Source organism: Arsukibacterium sp. UBA5043 (assembly GCA_002415085.1).
GTDB lineage: Bacteria > Pseudomonadota > Gammaproteobacteria > Enterobacterales > Alteromonadaceae > Alishewanella.
This window is the reverse complement of record DIBV01000011.1, coordinates 131,534-153,465: the sequence shown is the minus strand read 5'-3', so window position 1 is coordinate 153,465 and position 21,932 is coordinate 131,534. Positions and strand designations below refer to the sequence as shown.

Sequence of the window (21,932 nt, the reverse complement as noted above, 5' to 3'; positions counted from 1 at the left end):
TCAAACTCAGTGTCTGCGGCTAAGTCGCTACCAGCGACATCGACAGACCAACTGCCATCGGCCTGCACGGTAGTGGTGTAAGTGGTGCCGTTGATGATCATGCTCACCACATCACCCGGGGCAATATCGCCGCCAGTGGCTGTGCCAGTAACCGTGATGGTGCCAGCTACTTCTGCGGCATTAACGATATCATCCGCGGTGATGTTATTGACATTAATGGTGCCGGCTTCAGCAGCTAAATCAACGGTATGCGTTGAGTTTGTGGTTGATTCAACGGTATTACCCAAAGCATCAGATGAGCTGACGACCACATCAAATTCGGTATCAGCGGCTAAGTCGCTCCCAGCGACATCCACACTCCAGCTGCCATCGGCTTGCACGGTAGTGGTGTAAGTAGTGCCATTAATGATCATGGTGACCACATCGCCCGGGGCAATGTCGCCGCCAGTGGCTGAGCCAGTAACCGCGATGGTACCGGCCGCTTCAGTCGCGTTGACGATATCGTCGGCGGTAATATTATTCACCGTCACGGTGCCGGCATCGGCAATAACATCAACAGTATGGCTTGACGAGCTTGTTGTATTAACAGGATTGCCAGAGCCATCGTTAGACGTCACCACCACATCAAAATCAGTATCAGCGGCTAAGTCGCTACCAGCGACATCCACAGACCAGCTGCCATCGGCCTGTACGGTAGTGATATAAGTGGTGCCATTGATCACCAGGGTGACCAGATCACCAGCAACAATAATACTGCCGCTGGCTGTGCCCGTAACGGTAATGGTTGCTGCCGCTTCTGCAGCATTAATAATGTCATCTGCCGTAATGTTATCGACCTGAACAATGGCTGGCTGCACCACAGCTGCATCGTCAGCAGCAATGGCTGCGGCTACTGGGGCCTCGGCAAGTGGTTCAGTTGCGGCAAAGGTGCCAGGTGCCAGCAAAGTGGCATCATTTAGCTCAACAACACGGGTTAGCCTGACAAAGCTGTTGCCGCTATTTTCAGTCGAGCCGCCACCACCTGCAGCAGTGGCTTCTAATTGCTCCAGTAAATCGCCTTCTTCATCTAATATAGCCAGAATCCCTTCAGCCGAATTCAGATCAACAACCGAGTCTTCTGCTGCAACGTCGGTTTGTAACCAGCTGTCAGAAATGACAATGGTCTGATTTTCAGCGATTACCGTGGTTTCATTAAGGTATGCCAATACCACCGAGCCGTCTTCACTGGTAATAAGGGTATCACCAGGCATCAGAATATCGCCTTGCTGCAGAATCTTTACTTCACCATCAGCAGATTTTACTTCAACAATACCTTCAACAACTTGAGCTACGATTTTTGACATAATAAGCAATATCCATAAATTAACCACTTCAACGGCTATTTTAAGGAATCAGGTGAACTAAAACTATTGGACCTGGGTACAGTTTATAAGAATAAAGATGAATCGGGATTGTTAACAGCAGTAGCCAGCATACTTCGCAATAGGATATAATTTGCACACTTTAGCAGTTTGTTATTTAAAGGACACAAATAGAGTGAAAGCTGTACTTACCTTGAAGGGATTTCAATTTTTTGTTTTGATGTTGCTCATCACCATTTCAACACCTGTTTATTCTGCTGCAACCGTGCAGGAAGCAGCAAAAACAGCGATTGAAAAAAATCCTGATGTGCTGGCGAAGTGGCATGAGTTTCTGGCCTCGGGTCAAAATGTTAATGCCGCACGTGCAGGTTACAAGCCAACGGTTGATGGCACCGTGGGATACCAATATCAAAAACAGAATTACGGTTTTGTCAGAGAATATGAAGGTGCCTATGCCAGGCTTTCTCTCACCCAGATGCTTTATGACGGTAGTCGCACCCGCTCAGAAGTAAATCGATTCACTAACTTTCAGTTAGTTGCCTATTTTAATTTGCTGGAAACGGCTGAAATTGTTGCGTTAGAGGCCTATCGTGCTTATCAGGATGTGTTAGCTCAGCGCAAGCTGGTTGCTCTGGCTCAGGACAATTTAAATAAACATTTTGAAGTGTATCGTCAAATCGAAAGCAGTGCTAAAGCGGGTGTAGCGAAACTGGCTGATTTAGAACAAATAAGCGGTCGCGTCTCGTTAGCGCAAAGTAATGTTATTACCGAAACTTCAAACCTGCATGACGTTACCACCCGTTATTTAAGAGTGGTGGGACAGTTACCTGCCGACGTAATGAGCGAGGTGGTGATAGCTGATGTTCTGCCAGATTCAGTAACCCAGACATTACGCCAGGCCTATCAGGGTAGCCCTGCCTACCACGCTGCCCTTAGAAATATTAAAGCGGCGGAGTTTGCAGCAAAAGCTGAGAAATCTAATTTCAAGCCGTCTGTTAATCTGGTGGGTAGCTATGGTTATCAAAACTACTCAGATATTGGGCTCAGAACGGATGAGAACGAAGCCCGGGTGGGTATCGAAATTAAGTACAACTTTTATAATGGTGGCCGTGACTCTGCAACGTTAAAACGTGCTTATTCTGAAATCAACCTTGCTCAGGAATTGCGAGATCAAGCCTGTTTAAATATCCGGCAAACCATTCAGATTTCTTACAATGACAGTAACAAGTTGTTCGAACAGTTACCGCTGTTAAATCAACACCGTTTATCGTCCGACAAAGTACGAACGGCTTACAAACAACAATTTGATATTGGGCAGCGATCGCTGCTGGATGTGCTGGATTCTGAAAACGAATATTTCCAGGCCAGCAGAGCGTACCTTGCGGCCAGTTTTAGCTTAAGTGTTGCCAAAGCCAGAACATTGGCTGGCATGGGAACCCTACTCAACACCCTGGGGTTAACGTCAGATAGCTGGCCGTCGTTAACTGAGCTTGGCGCTGAAAAGCTTACCGTTGACCCAGATACTGCGTGTCCGGCAATTAATGTTTATGACAGCCTGCAAATGCACAACGATGCCGATAACGACTCGGTAAAAGATACCGCAGATTATTGTCCTAACACGCCACAAACCGATAAAGTGGACGCCAGAGGCTGTTCAATTTTCACTGAAAAAATGGTGAATTTTACTTTAGAGATAAAGTTTGATCACGACTCCAGTGTTATTAACACCGAAAGCATGTCTGACCTTGCCGACTTTGCTACTTTTTTGCAGCGCTACCCAAATACTACTACTGAAATTCACGGCCATACTTCAGCGCAGGGTGCGGTATGGTATAACAATATATTATCGCAACAGCGCGCTGATGCCGTAAAAGCAATGCTGGTAGCACAATTTAATATTGATGAGGCGCGTATTGCTACTAAAGGTTTTGGCTCGAGCAGAAGATTGTCAGAAGCAGACACCGACACTGCTCATAATTTAAATCGCCGGATAGAGGCCGTCGTACGCGCAAAGGATGAGAGTCCAGTGCTGCGAGATGAGTAATACACCACGGATACAGGAAGCAGCCCATTGATACCAGATAACCAACATACCGGTGGGCCGCTTTTTGAAGCATTACTTTATATATGTGAGTTTCACCAGCATCCGGTTAGTCCGGCGGCGTTGATCAGTGGTTTACCACTGACAGATAACATGCTCACCCCAGCCGTGTTTAACCGCGCGGCCGAGCGGGCTAAATTCGCTTCTACCATTTTGCAGCGACCGTTACAGCAGCTTAATGCTGCTTTGTTGCCGGCCATTATAACATTGCACGACAACAAAGCCTGTATCGTTCACCAGATAGACCACAATACAAAACAGGCGGCAATCAGCTACCCCGAGCTGCCTAATAGTGTGATAACCGTCAGCCTTGAACAACTTAATGCAGACTATGCCGGTTCAGTATTTTATGTGCGGCCAAAAACAGATGCCGAGCAGAAAACCAACCATTTTAAATTGCCGGCTCATTTGCATTGGTTCTGGGGAGTAATTCAGCAAAATCGGGCACTGTACCGCGATGTATTGCTTGCTGCTATTCTGATCAATCTGTTTGCGCTGTCGATGCCGATGTTTGTGATGAACGTGTATGACAGAGTGGTGCCTAACCTGGCGACTCATACCTTGTGGGTATTGGCATCAGGCATTATCTTAGTGCTGCTGGCAGATTTAGTCTTAAAATTACTCCGACATCATTTTGTCGATTTAGCCGCTAGTAAAACCGATGTCATGATGTCCTCAGCTATTATGGACAAAGTGTTGTCGATGAAGCTGAAAAACCGGCCACAGTCTACCGGTGCTTTTGCTTCTATTGTGCAGTCTTTTGAAGCCGTAAGAAGTTTTATCGGCTCGCTAACCATTGTTGCGCTGGCCGATTTACCCTTTGTATTATTGTACTGTGTGGTCATTGCCATTATTAGCCCGCCTTTGCTGTTACCGATTATTGCCGGTGCGTTAATTTCTCTTGTTTACGCTTACTTTTCCCAGCGCAAGCTCAAGTTTCTGTCAGACGAGTCAGCCAGGTCGGCGGCCGAGCGCAATAGCACTTTAATTGAAGCCATAGGTTCACTGGAAACGGCCAAATCCAGCAACGTTAAAACTAACATTCAGTATAAGTGGGAGCAACTCTCGTTAAGTTGTGCCCACAATAGTGCGAAAATGCGCGCCGTATCGGCATCGGTCAGTAATTTCACGGCCTTTATTCAGCAATTAGTTGGCGTTGCGGTCATTATTACCGGGGTATATTTGCTAATTGATGGCAACCTGACCCAGGGTAGTCTGATTGCGGTTTTTTTACTGTCATCACGCGCACTGGCGCCGGTTAGTCAGGCAGCCGGACTGTTAGCCCAATTTCACTACGCCTCATCGGCTTATGACAATCTTGACATATTGATGCAGTATCCATCAGAGCAGGATGCCAGTCAGAACACCATCAGCAAGCCACTGCTGCAGGGTAAAATAGAATTTAAGCGGGTTAGCTTCAGTTATCAGGATGACGATTTACCGTCGTTAAATAATGTCAGCTTCTGCATCGAGCCCGGCGAGCATGTCGCAATACTGGGCCGCAATGGTTCAGGTAAATCAACCTTAGAAAAACTGATTCTGGGCCTGCACGAGCCAACAGAAGGTCAGGTACTGCTGGATGATATCGATATCAGTCAGTTAGATGTTCATCAGGTGAGAAACAATATCGGTTATGTGCCGCAGGACATTTCTCTGTTCAGTGGTACGCTGCGTCATAACATCGAATTGGCGTCCCCGCCAAAAAGTGCCGAACATTTTCTGAATATTTGTAATATCTCCGGCCTGAGCCAATTGCTTAATCAACACCCGGCTGGCTTTGAAATGCAGGTAGGCGAAAGAGGCCAGAATCTGTCGGGCGGCCAGAAGCAAATCGTCTCTATTGCCCGCGCGTTATATAACGACCCGCCAATACTGCTGCTGGATGAACCCACCGCAGCACTAGATCACAGCAGTGAAGAAGCGTTTCGTAAGCATTTAGGCAGCTATGCGCAGGGAAAAACCATGCTACTGATAACGCACCGCAGCCCGCTGTTATCCCTGGCAAACCGGATTATCGTTATTGATAACGGTAAAATTATTGCAGATGGCCCGAAAGACACTGTAATGGAAGCGCTGCGCCAGGGCAGAATCAAGGGTAGCAGCGTATGAGCAACACTGGCCTGAAATATTCTAAAGACTGGGTAACCGAGGCTGAATGGGCTCGTATTGCGCAATCCCCCTTATCGGCACGTCGGCTGTTGTACGCTATCGCTTTGGCGGTGGTGCTGTTGTTGGTCTGGGCTGGATTTGCCCCGCTGGACGAAATAGCCAGAGGTGATGGTAAGGTGGTTACCTCACAGCAGTTGCAAACCATCCAGTCGCTGGACGGTGGTCTGGTTACCCAAATTATGGTGCAGGAGGGGCAGGTTGTCGAAGCCGGTCAGGTGCTGTTAACTGTCGATGCCACCCGCTCATCGTCTAATCTGGCCGAAAACAGAGCGCAGTTTTATGCGCTGGAGGCGGAAGTGGTCAGACTGATTGCCCTGACCAATGAAACCGAGCCGCAGTTTCCTGAGCATCTGCAAACACAGGCGCCGGAGCGCTTAGCGCATGAAATACAGCTATACCGGAATAGTCTGGCGGAATTAAACGAGCAACTGGCGGTACAGGCAGAACAACAGCAGCAACGGCAACAGGAAGTATTGGAAGCCCGGGCGGCGCTCTTGCAATACAGCCAAACCTTAGCGCTAACCAATCAGGAACTGACTGTCACCAAGCCGTTACTTGCCTCTGGTGCGGTCTCAGATATCGACATATTGCGTCTGGAGCGTGATGTAGCCAGGGCCCGCGGCGAAATGAAGCGGGCAGAAGCCAATGTAGCCAGAGCAGAGTCTGCGTTGCAGGAAGCCCGGAATAAACTGAAAGAAATTAAGCTGACGGTGCTTAACCGCTGGCGCAATCAGTTATCGGAGTCGCGGGCCAGATTGGCTGCTCTGGCAGAGTTACAAACCGGGCTGGTGGACATGGTGCAGCAAGCCGAGGTTAAATCACCGATGCGCGGCACTATTCAGCGGCTGCACATTAACACGGTAGGCGGGGTATTAACGCCGGGGCGGGATATTATGGATATCGTGCCGCTGAATGATACCTTACTGATTGAGGCCCGGATTTCGCCAAGAGACATTGCCTTTATTCAGCGCGGCCAGCAAGCTACTATCCGGATAAGTGCCTATGATTTTGCCATTTTTGGCGGCTTGCAAGCGACGGTCAGTCATATCAGTGCTGACACCGTTACCGATGAAAAAGACAACACCTATTACGTGGTCAGGTTAAGCACGGCCAGTCAGAAACTGGACGACAAACTCACCATTATACCCGGGATGACGGTGCAGGTAGATATTGTTACCGGTAAGCGCACAGTATTGTCGTATTTACTTAAACCTTTGCTCAGAGCAAAAAGCAACGCGATGACAGAGAGGTAGCAGACAGATGACACAGGTGGTTATTTATACTGCGCCCGGTTTTACCGCATCCAGCTGGCATTCGGCATTTGGTCAGGCTGTAATTTATACGTTTCCGGCTGTTGCCAGCAGCACCATGCAGCCGGGTGCTGTGGTGTTAATCCATAGTGGCCGTAGCGATTGGCAATCTCTGGTGCAACAACATAGCGCCAGTAAGCTGGTTATTGTGATTAGCCAGCACGTTACCATTACCGAATTGCAGCTCGCGTTAACCTTAGGTGGCAAAGGCTATATGGATGCCGGCAGCAGCAGTATTAACTTTGTGCAGGCTGTAAATACGGTAAACAGTGGTGCGCTGTGGATCCCGGCTTCGTTGCTTAATCAGTTAAATCAATTTTTATCCAAAGTTATTCCATCGCAGCATAGCTGGCAATCTTTTGAAAGCCGGCTGTCGAAACGGGAGTATGAGGTAGCCAGCCTTGCCCGCCGTGGGCTGAGTAATAAAACGATCGCCGAAAATTTGTTTATTACAGAAAGAACAGTGAAGCAACACCTTACCGCAACCTTTGCTAAGCTGGGTATTAAAGACAGATTACAACTGATAATGCTTCTTTAGAGGATGGCTCTGATGTACGTTAAACGCGCCAGTGATAATGAAATAGTGGCTTTAAGCACCGAGCAATCTGCAGATTATCCAGAGTTTATATCAAATAATGATCCGGGGTTACTGCGTTTTATGCAGCAAAATATTCCGGCGTACGAACTGGCTAACAAAGAGCTGAGCCACAGCAAAAAACTGCAACATTCCGATGCCGAGTTAGCGCGGGTGCTGGAAGATTTGGTGGAGCTGCTTACCGCCAGTGGTACGATAAAATTTACCGAATTACCCATGGCGGCGCAGATGAAGTTGTTAAACCGGAAAACCTTACGCCATGACATGAAAACATTGAACTTGCTGGATGAAGACGCCGACGACAGCATCATGCCCTGAGCCCTTCTCAGGCGATGCCGGGGCCGGTCAGACCATCGAATCCCAGTTGATGCAAGCCTGTAATGTCTTTTGGTGACACCACACCCTCGGCAATCACCAATAAACCCAAGGTATGGGCCAGTTTAATTAAACCCGCCAATAGCTTAGCCGCCTCGTTAGTCTGGTAACGCAGCACAATGGCAGAATCAATTTTCAGATAATCAATGCCTAACTTTTCCAGGTCCTGAATATCGTTGATAGCATAACCACATTTTTGCAGGCCAACACTCACTGCCAGTGCTTTTAACGCTGAGCCGAAACTCATAAACAGCAGCTGATGCTTAACCACCAGCCGCTCATCAAATTCCAGTGACAAGCGCTGACACACCGTTTTTGGCACCGTCTGCAATAAAGTAAGCAGCTGATAATGCACGGCGACATTGGTCAGGGTCTGATCCGATATATTCAGCGCCAGGTGCAAGCTTGGATCCGCGGTTAGCTGAGTCAGGGCGCGGCTAAGCATAATGCTGTCTAACTGGCTGGTAAACTGGTATCGCCTTGCCCAGCCCAGGATCTGGCCTGCCGATAACCATTGTTGATTAATATTTACCCGTAACATGGCTTCCTGGTGCAATAAGCTGCCATCACGCCGTAACACCGGGTACAGCTTTGGCATAATACGGTCTGTATCGATGGCTTGTTTAATGGCTTTAAGCCAGGCTGTGGCGTCGGCCAGGGTGTCATATGGCTGAGGTTGTTGCAGGGTTTTACTTTGCGTTGGTGGCGTCGATTCCACTTCAACCAGCATCGCGTCTAGTTGCGACAACGTTTGCTGGCGGCTGCTCACCGCATCCAGCGACAGGCCTACCAGTAATACCGGGGCAGTAGTATGGCTGCTATCCAGCGGGCATTCTGCATTCAGCTGGTCTACCAGCTGCTGACACATCGTTGCGGTAGTGGTTATCTGTTCTGATACCACAAAAAAGTCGCTACCGTTTAACCTGCTGACTAAACGGACCCCTTGGTATTGCTGGACAACGGTAACCAGCTGTTTTAGCCAGTTGTCAGTTTCGTTGCGGCCAAATTGCAGATTAATGCCTTGCAGGTTGGTTACCCTAAGCAAAAATACATTGCTTATTTCGCTACGCTCGGTGTTATTAAAGTAACCTTCCAGCCAGCTGGCACAGTAGGCCCGGTTAAAGGCGCCGGTTACCGGGTCAAGCTCATACTGGCGTTGCAGCTGATCAAGTTGCTTTTGCTCCTGCTCCAGCATCGAGCGCACCCGGCCGGTCAGGCGGTTCATTGCGGCAACCAGCCGTTTCAGCTCAAACGTCGCCGGTTCGTCACTGGTAATAAATTGGCGGTTACCCAGTGCCTCGGCATGAGTTACGGCCTGGTTAAGAGGCCGGCGAACCCGGTTTAGTAAAATACTGCCGGCAACCCCACAGCCGATGGCAATAATCAGAAAGCCCAACGCCAGATCTTTGGTTATTTGCCACAATGCCACCAGGCTATAATCGGTCTGGCTTTCCAGCTCTATGCTGCCAAACCGCTGCCAGCCATCCTGAATTTGGGCAATACCGGGTTTTATCTCAAAATTCAGCAGGCTGATAAACCATTGCGGCGCTTTTACCGGTTGCGCCGTTAAACTGAATTCAGCCAGGATATTGCCGGTCACATCCCTAACGGCAATACGCCGGTAATAACCGGTGTCGAACTGGGCAGCGAGCATCAGCTCAATGGTCGTCAGATCTTTTTCCATCTGCGACAACGTCAACGCCATGCCGGTGGCATTATCGATGTTTTTTACCTGTAGCTGCTCGGCCAGATAACTTTTAGTCTGGTAGGCACTGATAAAAAAACTACTGCCAAAGGCCAGTAACACGATAACAATAATTGCAATCCACAATTGCTTAATCAGCGACATTCGCTACCCCTTAACCCTGTTATTGCAGGCATCATAATATCACTCCCTGCCGTTCTAATCGTTGCACAAGATCACGCCATCTGGATAACCGCGCGGTCGCACTTTGTCTGGATTTCTGATTACCACTGCCAGCCCATAACCCGGTAGAGTTAAAACTAAATACCGGGGTAAGGTCGGTTCGGGCAGAGGCTGGCAAAATATTCTGAATTAAACTATCTATAATAAGCGGTTCAGCATCGGTATCCGGGTAGTACGCAAGCACCATATGCGCCTGGCTTAAACCACTATTTTCAGGGCCAACCCGCGCCCGCACATACACCAGCCGCAACTGGGCATCGGGTATGCCCAGCGCCCGCAAACTGATATAGCTGGTAATGGCCCAGTCTTCGCAGTCACCCTGCTGGCGGCTGAACAGTTCGGCCGGGCTGGCCCAATAATCCTCAACACCATACAACGTGCTGTCCGGCATATAAGTTAAAGACTGGTGCAAAAATGTATTTACGGCGCTAAGCTGACCATTGATGTCCAGCGATGAGGCTGAAATTAACAGTGCTTGCCATTGAGAAGACACGGAAACCGGCGCAGCAGCTTGCTGTCCGATGTAGCGCTCGAACAGATTAAAGTTTATCAGAAGCGCCTTTTCGACAGCATAAATGTGCTGCATAACTGCAATCAATACGATGCACCAAAAAGGCCATGCAAATTTTTTTAGTGCCCGCAATGGCATTTAGCAATCAGCCCAGTACCCGTTAACAATGCTCAAGATAAGTGAAAAGCCCTGCCAGCTCAACGAATTTATCAGCTTAGTTAAGCGGTGTGTCACCCGGTGGAGGCGAGAGAATGTTGCGGCCAGCTGATGGTGCTGATATCGGCGATAAAAAAAGCGAAATAATCAGGGGTACCAAAGTGATTACCGGCTTCAACATGAGTGGGCAGGCGGTAGCCGCCAAAGTCACGAAAATTAGATACATAGCCGCCAAAAGGTTGCAGGGTATAACGACGCTGCGGGTTGGCATTGCTCCAGCGCATAAAGCTTACCTGCAGTGGCTGGCCATTCTCAGCTACAGTTAAATCTACCAACTGCTCCAGCCCCAGATGGGTTACCGTTAAGCGGGCACTGTGTTCAGTCAGGTGCGCCCATTTCACTCCCGGCCCGGGCAGTACTGCAGCGGGGGTCCAGAATATGGCCTCTGCCACATAGCGACCAAATGCCGAACGGCGCTGGTCCAGGTTGGCACCCACCCGCGCCACGGGCAGCAATTCCTGCAACCAGAACCGGCTCCAGCTGGCACTGTCGGAGCCGGATATTCTAAGCAGCTGACGCCTTGCCTGCATTTGCCAGACAAAGCCGCCCGGAAACGCCAAGGTTTGTCTGGCCTGCATATTCAGATAGTCAGGCCGCTTGCCATTGCCCAGACTAAACTGGCCGGTCATAGCAATATTGGCCACAGTATACAGCGGGGTACCCGGTGTTATGCTAAATTGGAAAAAGCGTTTCGCAGCCTCTGGTAAGTCTTGCAGCATCACCGGGTGAAAATGGCCAGGGTGGGGTGGATGCTGAGCAATAAGTTTTTGGATCAGTTGTTTATCTGCCCGATAGTCAAGCAGCCGCAGGCATAGTAACCCGGCAATAAATAAAATGATAACAACCGCCGTTGCTATCACTATGAGATCAGATATCGAAGCCATATCAGCTAACCTTGATGCCGTAGGTTCTGGCGGTGGGTTGTATATAAGTTGCCGTTATACATCAGGATGCTTAAGCATAGCAGAGGTTAACGACATCAGCTTGATCCAGCGCAGTAATGAGGCTTAATCAATAGCTAATGTCTGCTGGTTGTCGGTTGGGAAGCCTTTGCTGGCCAGCCATTCGAAAGCCTGGTCAGGGTGCTCAAATTTCTGCACCTTAAACCGACCTGCAATATCCTTTATCATTCGGTCCAGCTGGAATTCTTTCACGATACTTGGCCAGTAAACATGGGCGGAATAGCGCAAGCCACGCTCAATCTTCCAGCTAACCAGGTCTTTTATAACTGGTTCAATGCCAGGCACCCCTAACTGCCAGCTATCAAGCAGAATAATACTCGCCCAGTCTTCGCCCAGTAGCGGTTTGGCAACCGCTTTCAGCTCCCGGGCAAAATCTTCCGCGTTCTGTTGGCTCCAGCTGCCTTGTACCTTGGCAATTAATACTTTGTTATCCAGCCAGATTTTAAATTTAGGGTTATATTTCATTGCAACCGCACTCTCTGCTAAAGACAGTAGCTATTAAAGACAGTATCTTTTAAAGATAGTTATAGCGTAGCAGGCATTGCTTAGTCACGTATGGCATTTGCTGGCTTTACCCGCGTGTCATACAAATACTGCAACGCTTCGGATATGGTCATATCGTCGTTTTCAGAAAGGTAACGCTCAACCTGCTTATGGACAAATATCACGGCCTGCTTATGCTGCCTGGCAAAATCGGTGCACTGTTTTTTCAGTTGCTGATTAAATTCTTTCTCGGCAACGTCTTTATGTATGGCCTGAATGGCCAGCTCAAAGTTATTGTCGTTCTCGGCAAAGCGTTCTTTTAAGCTGTTTTTTGGTACGCGGTAGGCTCTACTGGCAAATTCCAGCGCTTCGCGAAAGGTGCTGAATCGCTCACCAAATACATCAAAGTAGCGGGGAGCAGTGTGTTGCACATTGTGTTCTATACCCGCCGCTTCAAAGTCGAAACCCGGGTAGCTAAGCCGCTCGGTAGTTTCCGCGCCTAGCTTCAAGCCTGCCTCAATACTATGGCGCAGGCTAAAATCCAGCGCCGCCAACTCCGCTTCGGTCCACATTTCATAAATCGTTAGCGCTTTGGCATATTTTTTAGCCAGCTTGTCGGCGGCATATCTGCGCCGCTCATCCAGCGTACCGGCCTTGCAGGCTTTCAGGTGGTCATTGCACTCAGTACAGCACGGCACCTGTAAAAACTCACTCGGCTCGCGGGTAGCCAGGTAAAACTCCAGGTATTGCGGCGGCGGCGCATAGTCATGCGTGCTGGCAATACAACCGCAGTAAAAGCAGGTATTAAAGTCGTTGCGGTAGGTGGGAACCAGCAGGTGGTAGTGGGGGGCGGCAGTCATAGTACAATACTTAGTTAATTTTGCTTCAGGGATTTAAATATCAAAATTGGCGGTAGTCTGCGCTAAAAAGGCTGGCGTGTAAACGCCATGCGTTTTGTCTGTGATATTACCGATGATGGCGGCGGTCGAACAGGTGTTAGAGTGGCAAAGTCAGGTGCTTGAACAGCCGTGATGTTGATGAGGTATCCATTTCATTAAGTCATGTCTGTTTACTGGTGGTTGAAATGTGGACAATTCCGGGCAGATGAAAGCCGCCAGCCAGTGCAACATATTCCGATGAATTGTAATTACTATAGCGAAAAACGGTAGCAATATAAAAATATTGATATAAATCATGCATTTAATTTTGGTCCGGTTTTTGCTGTAGTTAAGGCTGGTAAAGCGGTAACTGCAAATGCTGGGCAGTTACGGTAATTTTTATTTGTTTAATCAGCAAGGAGAACCCCATGGAAAATAAAACACCCCGTTGGTTAACGTTGGTAATGGTTGCACTGTTTAGTACCGCTGTGGCGTCTTGTGCCACTATGGAAGGTGCCGGCGAAGATATTGAAAGTGCTGGTGAGGCGATTCAGGACGAAGCTGAAGAGAATAATTAAGATTATTACCCTGCTCAGCCGGTTTAGACATTGGTCTAAGCCGGCTTATTACTGTTGAGAAGTGATTTTTTTACTTGGTGCCACTTGCCACTATTTTTGCTAAATCCTCAGCCAGCGACTGCGTTGGTTTCTCTATTATCCTACCGAGTTCCTGGCCATGTTGGTCGAGTACAATAATAGTGGAGGTGTAGCGCAAGTTGTATTGGCTGTGCAACTGCTGCGGGTGTTGTTTTTGCTGGTTTACTGCCTCTAGCTGCAAACTGCTAAGCTCGACTTCTGATTGCTGCAGCAATTTAAGCAGGCGCGGTATTTCCCGTTCGCTGTCATGACACCAACTACCAAATAGTGCCACTACTTGTAAGCCCTCAAGGCTTTGCATCTGAGCCAGTTCGCCAGCCGACGGCTGATAAGCGGCATATTCGCTGGCGAATAACGGATAGCGCGCCAGTAACAGCTCGCTGTGGATACTGCCATAGGCATCGCTGGCTCGCGCCGGGCTGGGCGGTGTTGCCGGGCTTGGCGCCAGGCCCGGCACTGCACCCTGAGTACTAAGCGGGGCAAGGGCCAGCAGGGCAATAATTATAATGGCATAGTTCATTGAGGATGCGCTTAGAGCAGAGAATAATCAGTTGCTTATAGTAGTGAACCGCAGCGACTTATACAATGATTGGTTTACAACACGCCTACAACCATGCAACTGCCCAGGATCCGCTTTGCCAATTTAAAAAACAGATTTTGTTCAAAAAAAATACGTAACATATGTTCCTATATTTCTTTAGTACTGGTATGATGTGCTCGTTTAGTAAGCGCTAATTATCATAATGTTTGAGGGATCAAGATGTCATTAGTTTCTGTACGTACTTTATTAGGCGCTGCCACCTTGTTGGCTGCCAGTTTTAGCAGCCATGCCACGTTAATTGTGAACGGCGACTTTGAACAAAATTTTGTTACCAGCAATAATTGGGCTAATTTTGCCAGCACTGCGGTAGCGGGTTGGCAGGGTAGTGATATTGAAATATGGAACGCTTTTAACTCAGTCACCGCGCCCAGTGGTAATAATTTTATTGAATTAAATTCTAATGACAAAAGCAAAATAAATGGTAAATGGACTATTTTCCAGACCTTTGCTACTGAAGTTGGCCGTGAATATAATCTGAGCTTTTTCTACCGCGCACGCAGCAAAGATACCGAAGCGTTTTCAGTATCGGTAGCTGATGTAAGCTGGAATATGACTGACCATGTCGTTGCTGGCTGGAGTTATTTCTTCAATAGCTTTACTGCTACCGCCAACACGTCTACGTTGAGTTTTACCGCTACAAGTGGTGGAACTGTGGGTAACTTTATTGATGATGTAGCCGTTACTGCTGCACCTGGCCGCGACATCGCAGTTGATGTACCGGCACCGGCAACGCTGGCTGCTTTTGGGTTTGGTTTGCTGGCGTTAGTGGGTGGCCGCCGGTTACGCCGCAATAAAACTAAAGCAAGTTAATTACCAGCCGTGCTGGATAAAAACGCCAACCTTCGGGTTGGCGTTTTGCATTGTGGCTACCGGCTACTTTCATTGTCATAAGGCTGCAATAATTATTACTTATTCTGCCAAGCTGCAAGGATGTCATACACTGCCATGGACAAGGTTGGTTATAGTAGTTAGCTAACGCAAAGAGTATCCAGCTTGGGTTTAAGTGATTATCATCGTGACGAGTTACGTCATATTCTGGCCAATAAGCGGCTAACACCATTATTTCAGCCCATTGTGCGTTTAAGTGACGGCAAAAACCTCGGTTTTGAAGCCTTGATCCGCGGCCCGTCGAACAGTGCGCTGCACTCACCTGGCAACCTGTTTAAAACTGCCATTAGCTATAATCTGCTGGAGCCGCTTGAGTTGCTATGTCGCGAGTTGAGCATTAATGCCTTTGCCAAAGCCGGCGCAGAGGGCCTGCTGTTTCTGAATGTAAACCCGCTTTTGCTGTTGACCTCTGATCATCCATCAGGCCTGACCAAAAAAATGATTGAAGCGGCCGGCCTGGCACCAGAGCAAATTGTTATTGAGTTGTCCGAGCAGTTTCAGGTTGAAGACACCGAATTGTTTATCAATGCGGTAAAGCATTATCGTGAGTTTGGATTTAAAATAGCCATTGATGATTTAGGCAGCGGTTTCTCTGGTTTGAGGCTGTGGTCAGAGTTGCAGCCGGATATTGTTAAAATTGATCGCTACTTCATCGATCAGCTGCATCAGGACCCGATAAAAAAAGCCTTCGTAAAAAATATTATTGAAATTGCCAAAGACACTGGCTCAAGCATCATTGCCGAGGGCATTGAAACCAGCGAAGAACTGCAGATGTGTCGTGAGTTGGGTGCTGAGTATGGTCAGGGCTATTTGCTCGGCAGGCCGCACAGTGAATTTCAGGATAGCCCGATGGCACTGGCGCCTCTGTTGCAAAGTAATCCGCTTAAGTTAAACCAGGCGCTGGATCCGGTTATTACTTTGACCCCTGCAGTAGCAATGAGTACCCTGGCGGTCGATGTTGCTGAGCTCTTTGCCAACGATAGAAATCTCAACTGTATTGCAGTGGTAGATAACCAGCAATTTCCTGTGGGGGTAGTAAGCCGCAGCGTACTTAACGAGAAGTTTTCCCACACTTTTGGCCGGGCCTTGTATCAGCGTAAGGCCATTAGTTACTGTATGGAAAAAGTGCCATTGTTGGTTGAAAAAACCATGTCAATTGATGATGTTAGCAGTTTAATTAGCGAAGATGCTGATGACGCTGGCCTGCATTTCCTGGTGACTGATAATGAACGCTATTACGGTTTTGGATCGGTGCGCAAAGTACTGAAACAAATCAGTGAAAACAAAGTGTTTTTTGCCCGCTACACTAACCCGCTTACCTTACTGCCCGGTAATGTGCCGCTGAACCTGCATATCGACACCCTGTTGCAACAGAACAAGATGTTTAGTGTGGCATATATTGATATCGATTTTTTTAAACCCTACAACGATATTTATGGTTACAGCAAAGGCGATTTAGTTATTGAGCTGCTGGCAAAAATTATTCAGGCTGAAGTACCGCCGGGCGAGGCCTTTATTTATCACATTGGCGGGGACGATTTTATTGTGGTGTTTTCCGCCGCCAGTAAGCTGGAGGTGCTGGCCCGGATCCAGGCCAGCTTTAATGAAAGAATTCAGTACTACTACAGCAGTGAGCACCTTACCGCTGGGGGCTGCAGCGCAGTCGACCGGCTGGGTCAGCCACTGTTTTATCCACTTATATCGTTGTCGATTGGCCTAGTAGAGCCAGATCCACAGCTGTGCTCCAGCCAGCATGATGTATCAGAACTGGCCAGCAGCGCCAAACGCGAAGCCAAAAAAATCAGTGGCTCCAGTATTTTTCATAGCCGCCGCCGTGGCCCTGTTCAGCTTTGCCAGCACCAGTCAGGGACTTAATTCGGTCCATTTGTGCAGCAGTGATTGCTGAATGGTGGCAGAGGTTAATATTTGGCATAAATACGCCAGAAAATCCTCGTCGGGGTCCCGTTTGGGCTCAATTGTTTCGTAGTTGGGAATAGCAGCCCACCATGCCGGGTATTCGACACTGAAATTACCTTCGGCAGAGGTAATTTCAAACTGAGTGGTACGATTTTCAGGGTTGTGCTGATAACAGATATTCAGCTTATCGGCGCCAAAATGCCATATTTTGCTGTCGATCTGCAATTTAAGCTGCTTATCTTCGGCATATAACGCAATATTGTGCCCGGCGACATGATGCAGAATGCCCGTGGTCAGAGCATCATCAATTTCAGCAGTAATATTACCGGTTAAAGGTTCAAAATTAACCTGGGTGTTTTTATTAAAAGGCATTGTCAGGATCATTGCTGAGTCCATTCTTTAACTGACATGCCTTAGAGCTTAAACCGAAAAGAAGCCAAGGGGTAGTTTACGAAATAAATAACTGCCGCTTTATGGCTATATTATCTCGCTGTTTTTTGCTCACTGATGTCATTAAAAAAAGCGGCATAAGCCAATAGCTGTTGCTGCGGATTGTAAATAGCGTTGATGGTTAACCGCTGTGGGTATATTTCACCCGTTTTTCGCTTGTTCCATATTTCCCCCTGCCAAAAGCCATTGAGTATTAATGGTTGCCACATTGCGTGATAAAAGCTCGCGCTATGCACACCTGAACTAAGTATTTTTGGCGTTTTGCCAATGGCTTCGCTGGCAGTGTAGCCGGTCAGGCTGGTAAAACGCGGATTAACCCACCGAATAATACCCTGACAATCGGTTACCATTACGGCATCTAATGCCGGGTTCAGCAATTCGGGGGCCAGCGTGGCAATAGTTAAAGGGGGCATGTCAGCTATTTTTTTTACCGGCTATTTTGTTCTGGTTGGTTACTACTGTAAGGTAAAATCAGGGGCGGAGTTTTGATCTGACGCATATGCAAGTTATGAAAAAGGCCGGTATTGCCGGCCTTTGATTTCGGTTAGGTTACAGCTTGAGCCTGTTAGCCGTTGTAGCTGATGTGCTGATGAAAACGTACTGTTAAATCCTGCTTTTCCGGGTTTACATGCAGTTTTTCAGCAAAACTTCTCAGCCCCGCTTCTACCTGATTCATAAAGCGACCATAGCCAGTTTCTGTCATGTCGTCATTGCCGGCCACTATTAAAATATGTACCGCTTCTACCAGATTATCGCCTTGCCAGTCGCTGATGAACTGTTGAGCATTATTGGCGGGGTCAAAGCCCAGTAATTGCAGCTCAGGTGTGGTTTCCGGTTTATCAAATTTACTGTTGCGCACCAGCGGAGTTAAGCCGTTACCGATAATGGCTACCCGGTTTAAATCTTTTGCCTGAATCGACGCTTTCAGATGCTGCTCCAGTTGCTGGTACAGCGGGCTGTAGTCAAGGCTATCATTCGCGACATACTGCTGTTTCAGCGCCCGGCTTAGCGGCAGGGTAAGGTGGACATAGGTCAGGGCACTGTGCTCTGGCAGGCTAAGCTTGCGGGTGGCATAGCGTCCGGCGATAGCCCGTAACTTGAAGCCATAGCTTTCCCGATCGCCTTTTTGTTTTGCCAGCAAATCGTACGACAAATGCTGGTGATCACGAATTTTAATCTTCAGGTTTTGCTCAGGTAACTGCGGTTGTAATTGTTGCAATAGCTGTAACACCCGGCCATGAAAATCTGCTGCATTGGCGCGGATATCGTTACCGGTAGCTAAAAACAATAAGCGGATTTTTCGCGCCTGATAACCCTGGCGGCTAAACAGGTTTTGCGCTTCGTGATAGGCCGGATTATAGAAAAACAGAATTTGCTCAGCAGTCTGAAATACATGAGCTTCGGTGTGAAAGCGCACCACGGGTAATTTGTCAGTGGCAATCAAATGGACGTTATGCAGATTCAGACTATCAGCCAGGCTAAACAGTTGCTGGCTTAACTGCTGATAGCACGCCTGCTCGCTGCTGTAATGCTGGTAAAATTCCGGAGTCGCTTTTATCTCAGCCAGAATATACTGGTTAGATTTCGCCGTGGCCGGAAGGTACACTTTATGTTGGGTGCTGATTGGCATGAAAACTCCTGTTATGTCTGCAACGTGCGCATTATACCCTGATACGCTGTAATAAACCGAATAATGGCAGATATTGTGCGCATTTTTTGCGTCAGATCAATGGCTATGGTGCCACTTCAGCGCAGAACGAATAGCGGCGCGGCTTGCCGCCGCAGTGTCGGGCCTTTGCTCAGTTACAACACACCGGGATTTAGCTGCCAGATACTGAAATTAAGCACCGCGGCAAAACTTACCCAGAGCAGATAGGGCACCAATAACAAGCCGGCCAGCTTGTTATAGCGCCAGAAACATAATGCGGTTGCAATAATAAGCGCCAGCAGAACCAGTATATTGGCAAACGCCAATGCCCCCAGGTACCAGGCAAAAAACAGCCAGCTCCATAACGCATTCACCACCAGCTGAATGAAATACAGCCATAAAACAGCTTTGCTATGAGGGCTGCTGCGCCAAACCAGCCAGGCAGCAATGGCCATCAGGGTATACAGCGCGGTCCATACCGGGCCAAATAACCAGGCGGGCGGTGCGAAGCCGGGTAGTTGCAGTTCGCGGTAAAAGGTAGCTGCATTTATTGAGCCCAGGGCGCCAATGCCGGCGGCCAGATAGGTTAAGGCCAGAATTGCCAGCAGCATCAGGGTTTGACGCAATACTATTGTCAGGTGCATGGTGGCGATCTCCACATAATTGCAGTTAATGGCCAGATTTACGCGCAACACTAAGTTTAGATCAGCCTGCAGGCTTTGCATTAGCTTGAGCGGGCGCCAAGTTAGTGGCGGGCGGCCGCCTGCTGACAGAGCTGACGCAACACCTGTAATGCAGCGCTGTCCTGATTGCGGCTATGAGCCAGCACCAGAGTGCGCTCGAGTTGCAGACCATGGATCGGGCGCAGACTAACGTCTGTTCGTTGGCGCAGACTGTCCAGATCGGGTACCAGGGCGCAGCCAACGCCGGCAGAAACTAAGCCAAGCGCATATTCAATGGTTTGAATGTCGGCCCGGATATCAGGTTGAATATCCCGTTGCACTAATTCAGGATAAAACGCGGCCCAGGCATCACAGGGGAGACGTTTAATCAGCGGCAAGCCGGCGAAATCCTCGAGCGCTATCTGCAGTTGCAGGCTTAGCGGCCAGGCGGGCGGTAAAGCCAGCAGATAACGGTCTTGCCAGATAGGTTGCAGCACTTCGCCGGTTTTAAGCTGTTGCGGCGTAATAATCCGGGCGTCACAGGGTTGGTCGGGCTCGACCAGATGCAGCTCCAGCCCTTCTACCTGCTGACTGAACTCACGCAGCAGCGCACTCATTCGCTCCACACCCAATGCTTTAATTAAGCCAAGCCGGAATTGCACCCGGTTAACCGGAGCATGAAACGATGCCTTCAGTGATTTTAGCTGGCTGAGCAGTTTGCCAGCGTGGCCATACAGCTTATCGCCATCCTCTGTCGGGGTTACTCCTTTTGATAAGCGGATAAATAACTTCACGCCCAGCTCCAGCTCCAGCTGGCGCAGGGCTGCTGACAGGGATGGCTGCGCCACACAACACTGGCGGGCGGCGCCGCTGATACTGCCTTGTTCATATACTGCGACAAAGTAGCTAAGTTGGCGTATATCCATAGTTTTAAGCTATATCAGATACAGGATTAATATATTTTAACTTTATATCAGGCCGCAGTAGAGTGAGCAACAGACATTAATTTACAACGTCAGACTATTTGACCCGCATGAGGTAACGCTATGGCCCGCCCTGTATTTGATTGGCAAGATCCGTTTCAATTGTCGGCAATGTTAAGCGAAGAAGAACGGATGATCCGCGATACGGCTCACCAGTATTGTCAGCAAAAATTACAGCCGCGGGTATTGCTGGCTAATCGCAACGAACATTTTCACCGCGAAATTATGACCGAACTGGGCGAACTGGGTCTGCTGGGCGCCACCTTGCCGGAAAAATATGGCTGTTCGGCAGTGAACTATGTTTGCTATGGCCTGGTGGCACGCGAAGTGGAGCGGGTAGACAGCGGCTATCGCAGCGCAATGAGTGTGCAGTCATCCCTGGTGATGCATCCTATTTATGAATATGGCACCGAAGCGCAGCGCCAGAAATATCTACCAAAACTGGCGACCGGCGAATGGGTAGGTTGTTTTGGTTTAACCGAGCCTGATGCCGGCTCTGATCCGGCCGGTATGCGCACCGTGGCGAAGAAAACTGCCAATGGTTATATTCTCAACGGCAGCAAAATGTGGATCACCAACTCACCGATTGCCGACGTGTTTGTGGTATGGGCCAAGCTGGACGGTGAAATTCGCGGCTTTGTGCTGGAAAAAGGCATGAAAGGCTTAAGCGCGCCGAAAATTGACGGTAAATTTTCGCTAAGGGCGTCGATTACCGGCGAAATTGTAATGGACAATGTGGAAGTGCCTGAGGATGCGATTTTTCCGGAGATCCGTGGTTTAAAAGGCCCCTTTGGCTGTCTGAATAAAGCCCGGTATGGCATTGCCTGGGGAGCGCTGGGCGCTGCTGAGTTCTGCTGGCATGCCGCACGCCAGTATACCCTTGACCGCAGCCAGTTTGGCCGGCCGTTGGCGCAAACCCAGCTTATTCAGAAAAAACTGGCTGATATGCAAACCGAAATCAGTATTGGCTTGCTGGGCTGTCTGCAGGCGGGGCGGTTAATGGATGCCGGCCAGCTGGCGCCGGAAACCATTTCACTGATTAAACGTAATTCCTGCGGTAAGGCACTGGATATTGCGCGCATGTCCCGCGATATGCATGGCGGTAATGGTATCGCCGATGAGTATCATGTTATCCGCCATCTGATGAACTTAGAGGCTGTGAACACCTACGAGGGTACTCATGACGTGCATGCCCTGATCCTGGGGCGGGCGCAAACCGGTTTACAGGCTTTCAGTTAA

Annotated in this window: 21 protein-coding genes; 9 read left to right on the top strand and 12 right to left on the bottom strand. The window is 48.8% G+C overall.

What is annotated here, in order from left to right; translation table 11 throughout:
- The coding region (locus tag B2Q61_RS11095; protein ID WP_290622811.1) for a retention module-containing protein at window positions 1-1,343 on the bottom strand (1,343 nt) is incomplete at its 3' end.
- A gap of 211 nt (window positions 1,344-1,554) precedes the next feature.
- On the opposite strand from B2Q61_RS11095, the gene B2Q61_RS11090 reads away from it, so the two are divergent.
- Genes B2Q61_RS11090 through B2Q61_RS11070 form a run of 5 tightly spaced genes read left to right on the top strand, consistent with a single transcriptional unit; the run spans window position 1,555 to window position 7,854 of the window.
- Window positions 1,555-3,405, top strand: coding sequence for a TolC family outer membrane protein (locus B2Q61_RS11090; protein ID WP_290622110.1), 1,851 nt, complete (start codon window positions 1,555-1,557; stop codon window positions 3,403-3,405).
- Window positions 3,406-3,432: 27 nt separating this feature from the next.
- Complete coding sequence (locus B2Q61_RS11085) at window positions 3,433-5,571, top strand: type I secretion system permease/ATPase (RefSeq protein WP_290615330.1); 2,139 nt, start codon at window positions 3,433-3,435, stop codon at window positions 5,569-5,571.
- Entirely contained in the window at window positions 5,568-6,884 is a 1,317-nt protein-coding gene (locus tag B2Q61_RS11080; protein ID WP_290615331.1) for an HlyD family type I secretion periplasmic adaptor subunit, read from the top strand. Before B2Q61_RS11085 ends, B2Q61_RS11080 begins: the two co-directional genes overlap by 4 nt.
- A 7-nt stretch (window positions 6,885-6,891) precedes the next feature.
- Window positions 6,892-7,479 carry a response regulator transcription factor gene (locus tag B2Q61_RS11075; RefSeq protein WP_290615332.1) on the top strand — a complete coding sequence of 196 codons (588 nt, stop codon included), beginning with the start codon at window positions 6,892-6,894 and terminating at the stop codon, window positions 7,477-7,479.
- A 12-nt stretch (window positions 7,480-7,491) separates the two neighbouring features.
- Entirely contained in the window at window positions 7,492-7,854 is a 363-nt protein-coding gene (locus B2Q61_RS11070) for a tryptophan synthase subunit beta like protein (RefSeq protein WP_290615333.1), read from the top strand.
- A gap of 7 nt (window positions 7,855-7,861) precedes the next feature.
- On the opposite strand, the gene B2Q61_RS11065 is transcribed toward B2Q61_RS11070, so the two are convergent.
- From B2Q61_RS11065 to B2Q61_RS11045, 5 genes are all read right to left on the bottom strand, one after another.
- The gene (locus B2Q61_RS11065) at window positions 7,862-9,760 is read right to left on the bottom strand and encodes a bifunctional diguanylate cyclase/phosphodiesterase (RefSeq protein ID WP_290615334.1); all 1,899 of its coding nucleotides are present in this window, start codon (window positions 9,758-9,760) and stop codon (window positions 7,862-7,864) included.
- A gap of 31 nt (window positions 9,761-9,791) precedes the next feature.
- On the bottom strand, window positions 9,792-10,424 hold the full coding sequence (locus tag B2Q61_RS11060; protein ID WP_290615335.1) for a transglutaminase-like cysteine peptidase: 633 nt from the start codon (window positions 10,422-10,424) through the stop codon (window positions 9,792-9,794).
- A gap of 155 nt (window positions 10,425-10,579) precedes the next feature.
- Window positions 10,580-11,449 carry a DUF6544 family protein gene (locus B2Q61_RS11055; protein ID WP_290615336.1) on the bottom strand — a complete coding sequence of 290 codons (870 nt, stop codon included), beginning with the start codon at window positions 11,447-11,449 and terminating at the stop codon, window positions 10,580-10,582.
- A gap of 123 nt (window positions 11,450-11,572) precedes the next feature.
- Window positions 11,573-11,992, bottom strand: coding sequence for a hypothetical protein (locus B2Q61_RS11050; protein WP_290615337.1), 420 nt, complete (start codon window positions 11,990-11,992; stop codon window positions 11,573-11,575).
- 80 nt (window positions 11,993-12,072) lie between these two features.
- Window positions 12,073-12,870, bottom strand: coding sequence for a hypothetical protein (locus B2Q61_RS11045; protein WP_290615338.1), 798 nt, complete (start codon window positions 12,868-12,870; stop codon window positions 12,073-12,075).
- A 446-nt stretch (window positions 12,871-13,316) separates the two neighbouring features.
- Between B2Q61_RS11045 and B2Q61_RS11040 the strand changes: the two genes are divergently transcribed.
- On the top strand, window positions 13,317-13,466 hold the full coding sequence (locus B2Q61_RS11040; protein ID WP_290615339.1) for an entericidin A/B family lipoprotein: 150 nt from the start codon (window positions 13,317-13,319) through the stop codon (window positions 13,464-13,466).
- A gap of 70 nt (window positions 13,467-13,536) precedes the next feature.
- Here B2Q61_RS11040 and B2Q61_RS11035 read toward each other — a convergent pair whose 3' ends face one another.
- Complete coding sequence (locus B2Q61_RS11035; protein WP_290615340.1) at window positions 13,537-14,064, bottom strand: TlpA family protein disulfide reductase; 528 nt, start codon at window positions 14,062-14,064, stop codon at window positions 13,537-13,539.
- Between the two features lie 240 nt (window positions 14,065-14,304).
- On the opposite strand from B2Q61_RS11035, the gene B2Q61_RS11030 reads away from it, so the two are divergent.
- Both B2Q61_RS11030 and B2Q61_RS11025 read left to right on the top strand, forming a co-directional pair.
- Window positions 14,305-14,955, top strand: coding sequence for a DUF642 domain-containing protein (locus B2Q61_RS11030; RefSeq protein WP_290615341.1), 651 nt, complete (start codon window positions 14,305-14,307; stop codon window positions 14,953-14,955).
- A gap of 183 nt (window positions 14,956-15,138) precedes the next feature.
- Window positions 15,139-16,908: a GGDEF domain-containing protein gene (locus B2Q61_RS11025; RefSeq protein WP_290615342.1), complete on the top strand. Its 1,770-nt coding sequence runs from the start codon at window positions 15,139-15,141 to the stop codon at window positions 16,906-16,908.
- Here B2Q61_RS11025 and B2Q61_RS11020 read toward each other — a convergent pair.
- From B2Q61_RS11020 to B2Q61_RS11000, 5 genes are all read right to left on the bottom strand, one after another.
- A complete protein-coding gene (locus B2Q61_RS11020; protein WP_290615343.1) occupies window positions 16,897-17,334 on the bottom strand; it encodes a hypothetical protein in 438 nt (145 codons plus the stop codon). The two genes, B2Q61_RS11025 and B2Q61_RS11020, sit on opposite strands and share 12 nt — an antisense overlap.
- A 98-nt stretch (window positions 17,335-17,432) precedes the next feature.
- Window positions 17,433-17,813, bottom strand: a complete 381-nt coding sequence (locus B2Q61_RS11015) for a PAS domain-containing protein (protein ID WP_290615344.1) — start codon at window positions 17,811-17,813, stop codon at window positions 17,433-17,435.
- Between the two features lie 152 nt (window positions 17,814-17,965).
- Window positions 17,966-19,030 (bottom strand): DUF3083 family protein, encoded by a 1,065-nt coding sequence (locus B2Q61_RS11010; protein WP_290615345.1) that lies wholly within the window; start codon window positions 19,028-19,030, stop codon window positions 17,966-17,968.
- Between the two features lie 173 nt (window positions 19,031-19,203).
- Window positions 19,204-19,773, bottom strand: a complete 570-nt coding sequence (locus B2Q61_RS11005; RefSeq protein WP_290615346.1) for a TspO/MBR family protein — start codon at window positions 19,771-19,773, stop codon at window positions 19,204-19,206.
- Window positions 19,774-19,793: 20 nt separating this feature from the next.
- Complete coding sequence (locus tag B2Q61_RS11000; protein WP_290615347.1) at window positions 19,794-20,636, bottom strand: LysR family transcriptional regulator; 843 nt, start codon at window positions 20,634-20,636, stop codon at window positions 19,794-19,796.
- Between the two features lie 120 nt (window positions 20,637-20,756).
- On the opposite strand from B2Q61_RS11000, the gene B2Q61_RS10995 reads away from it, so the two are divergent.
- A complete protein-coding gene (locus B2Q61_RS10995; RefSeq protein ID WP_290615348.1) occupies window positions 20,757-21,932 on the top strand; it encodes an acyl-CoA dehydrogenase in 1,176 nt (391 codons plus the stop codon).

Coding starts and splice junctions, on each gene's coding strand:
- B2Q61_RS11060 (WP_290615335.1), bottom strand. CDS start 10,424: ATGCAGCACATTTATGCTGTCGAAAAGGCGCTTCTGATAAACTTTAAT.
- B2Q61_RS11040 (WP_290615339.1), top strand. CDS start 13,317: ATGGAAAATAAAACACCCCGTTGGTTAACGTTGGTAATGGTTGCACTG.
- B2Q61_RS11005 (WP_290615346.1), bottom strand. CDS start 19,773: ATGCAAAGCCTGCAGGCTGATCTAAACTTAGTGTTGCGCGTAAATCTG.
- B2Q61_RS11030 (WP_290615341.1), top strand. CDS start 14,305: ATGTCATTAGTTTCTGTACGTACTTTATTAGGCGCTGCCACCTTGTTG.
- B2Q61_RS11015 (WP_290615344.1), bottom strand. CDS start 17,813: ATGCCCCCTTTAACTATTGCCACGCTGGCCCCCGAATTGCTGAACCCG.
- B2Q61_RS11000 (WP_290615347.1), bottom strand. CDS start 20,636: ATGGATATACGCCAACTTAGCTACTTTGTCGCAGTATATGAACAAGGC.
- B2Q61_RS11075 (WP_290615332.1), top strand. CDS start 6,892: ATGACACAGGTGGTTATTTATACTGCGCCCGGTTTTACCGCATCCAGC.
- B2Q61_RS11035 (WP_290615340.1), bottom strand. CDS start 14,064: ATGAACTATGCCATTATAATTATTGCCCTGCTGGCCCTTGCCCCGCTT.
- B2Q61_RS11020 (WP_290615343.1), bottom strand. CDS start 17,334: ATGATCCTGACAATGCCTTTTAATAAAAACACCCAGGTTAATTTTGAA.
- B2Q61_RS11065 (WP_290615334.1), bottom strand. CDS start 9,760: ATGTCGCTGATTAAGCAATTGTGGATTGCAATTATTGTTATCGTGTTA.
- B2Q61_RS10995 (WP_290615348.1), top strand. CDS start 20,757: ATGGCCCGCCCTGTATTTGATTGGCAAGATCCGTTTCAATTGTCGGCA.
- B2Q61_RS11010 (WP_290615345.1), bottom strand. CDS start 19,030: ATGCCAATCAGCACCCAACATAAAGTGTACCTTCCGGCCACGGCGAAA.
- B2Q61_RS11055 (WP_290615336.1), bottom strand. CDS start 11,449: ATGGCTTCGATATCTGATCTCATAGTGATAGCAACGGCGGTTGTTATC.
- B2Q61_RS11070 (WP_290615333.1), top strand. CDS start 7,492: ATGTACGTTAAACGCGCCAGTGATAATGAAATAGTGGCTTTAAGCACC.
- B2Q61_RS11080 (WP_290615331.1), top strand. CDS start 5,568: ATGAGCAACACTGGCCTGAAATATTCTAAAGACTGGGTAACCGAGGCT.
- B2Q61_RS11045 (WP_290615338.1), bottom strand. CDS start 12,870: ATGACTGCCGCCCCCCACTACCACCTGCTGGTTCCCACCTACCGCAAC.
- B2Q61_RS11050 (WP_290615337.1), bottom strand. CDS start 11,992: ATGAAATATAACCCTAAATTTAAAATCTGGCTGGATAACAAAGTATTA.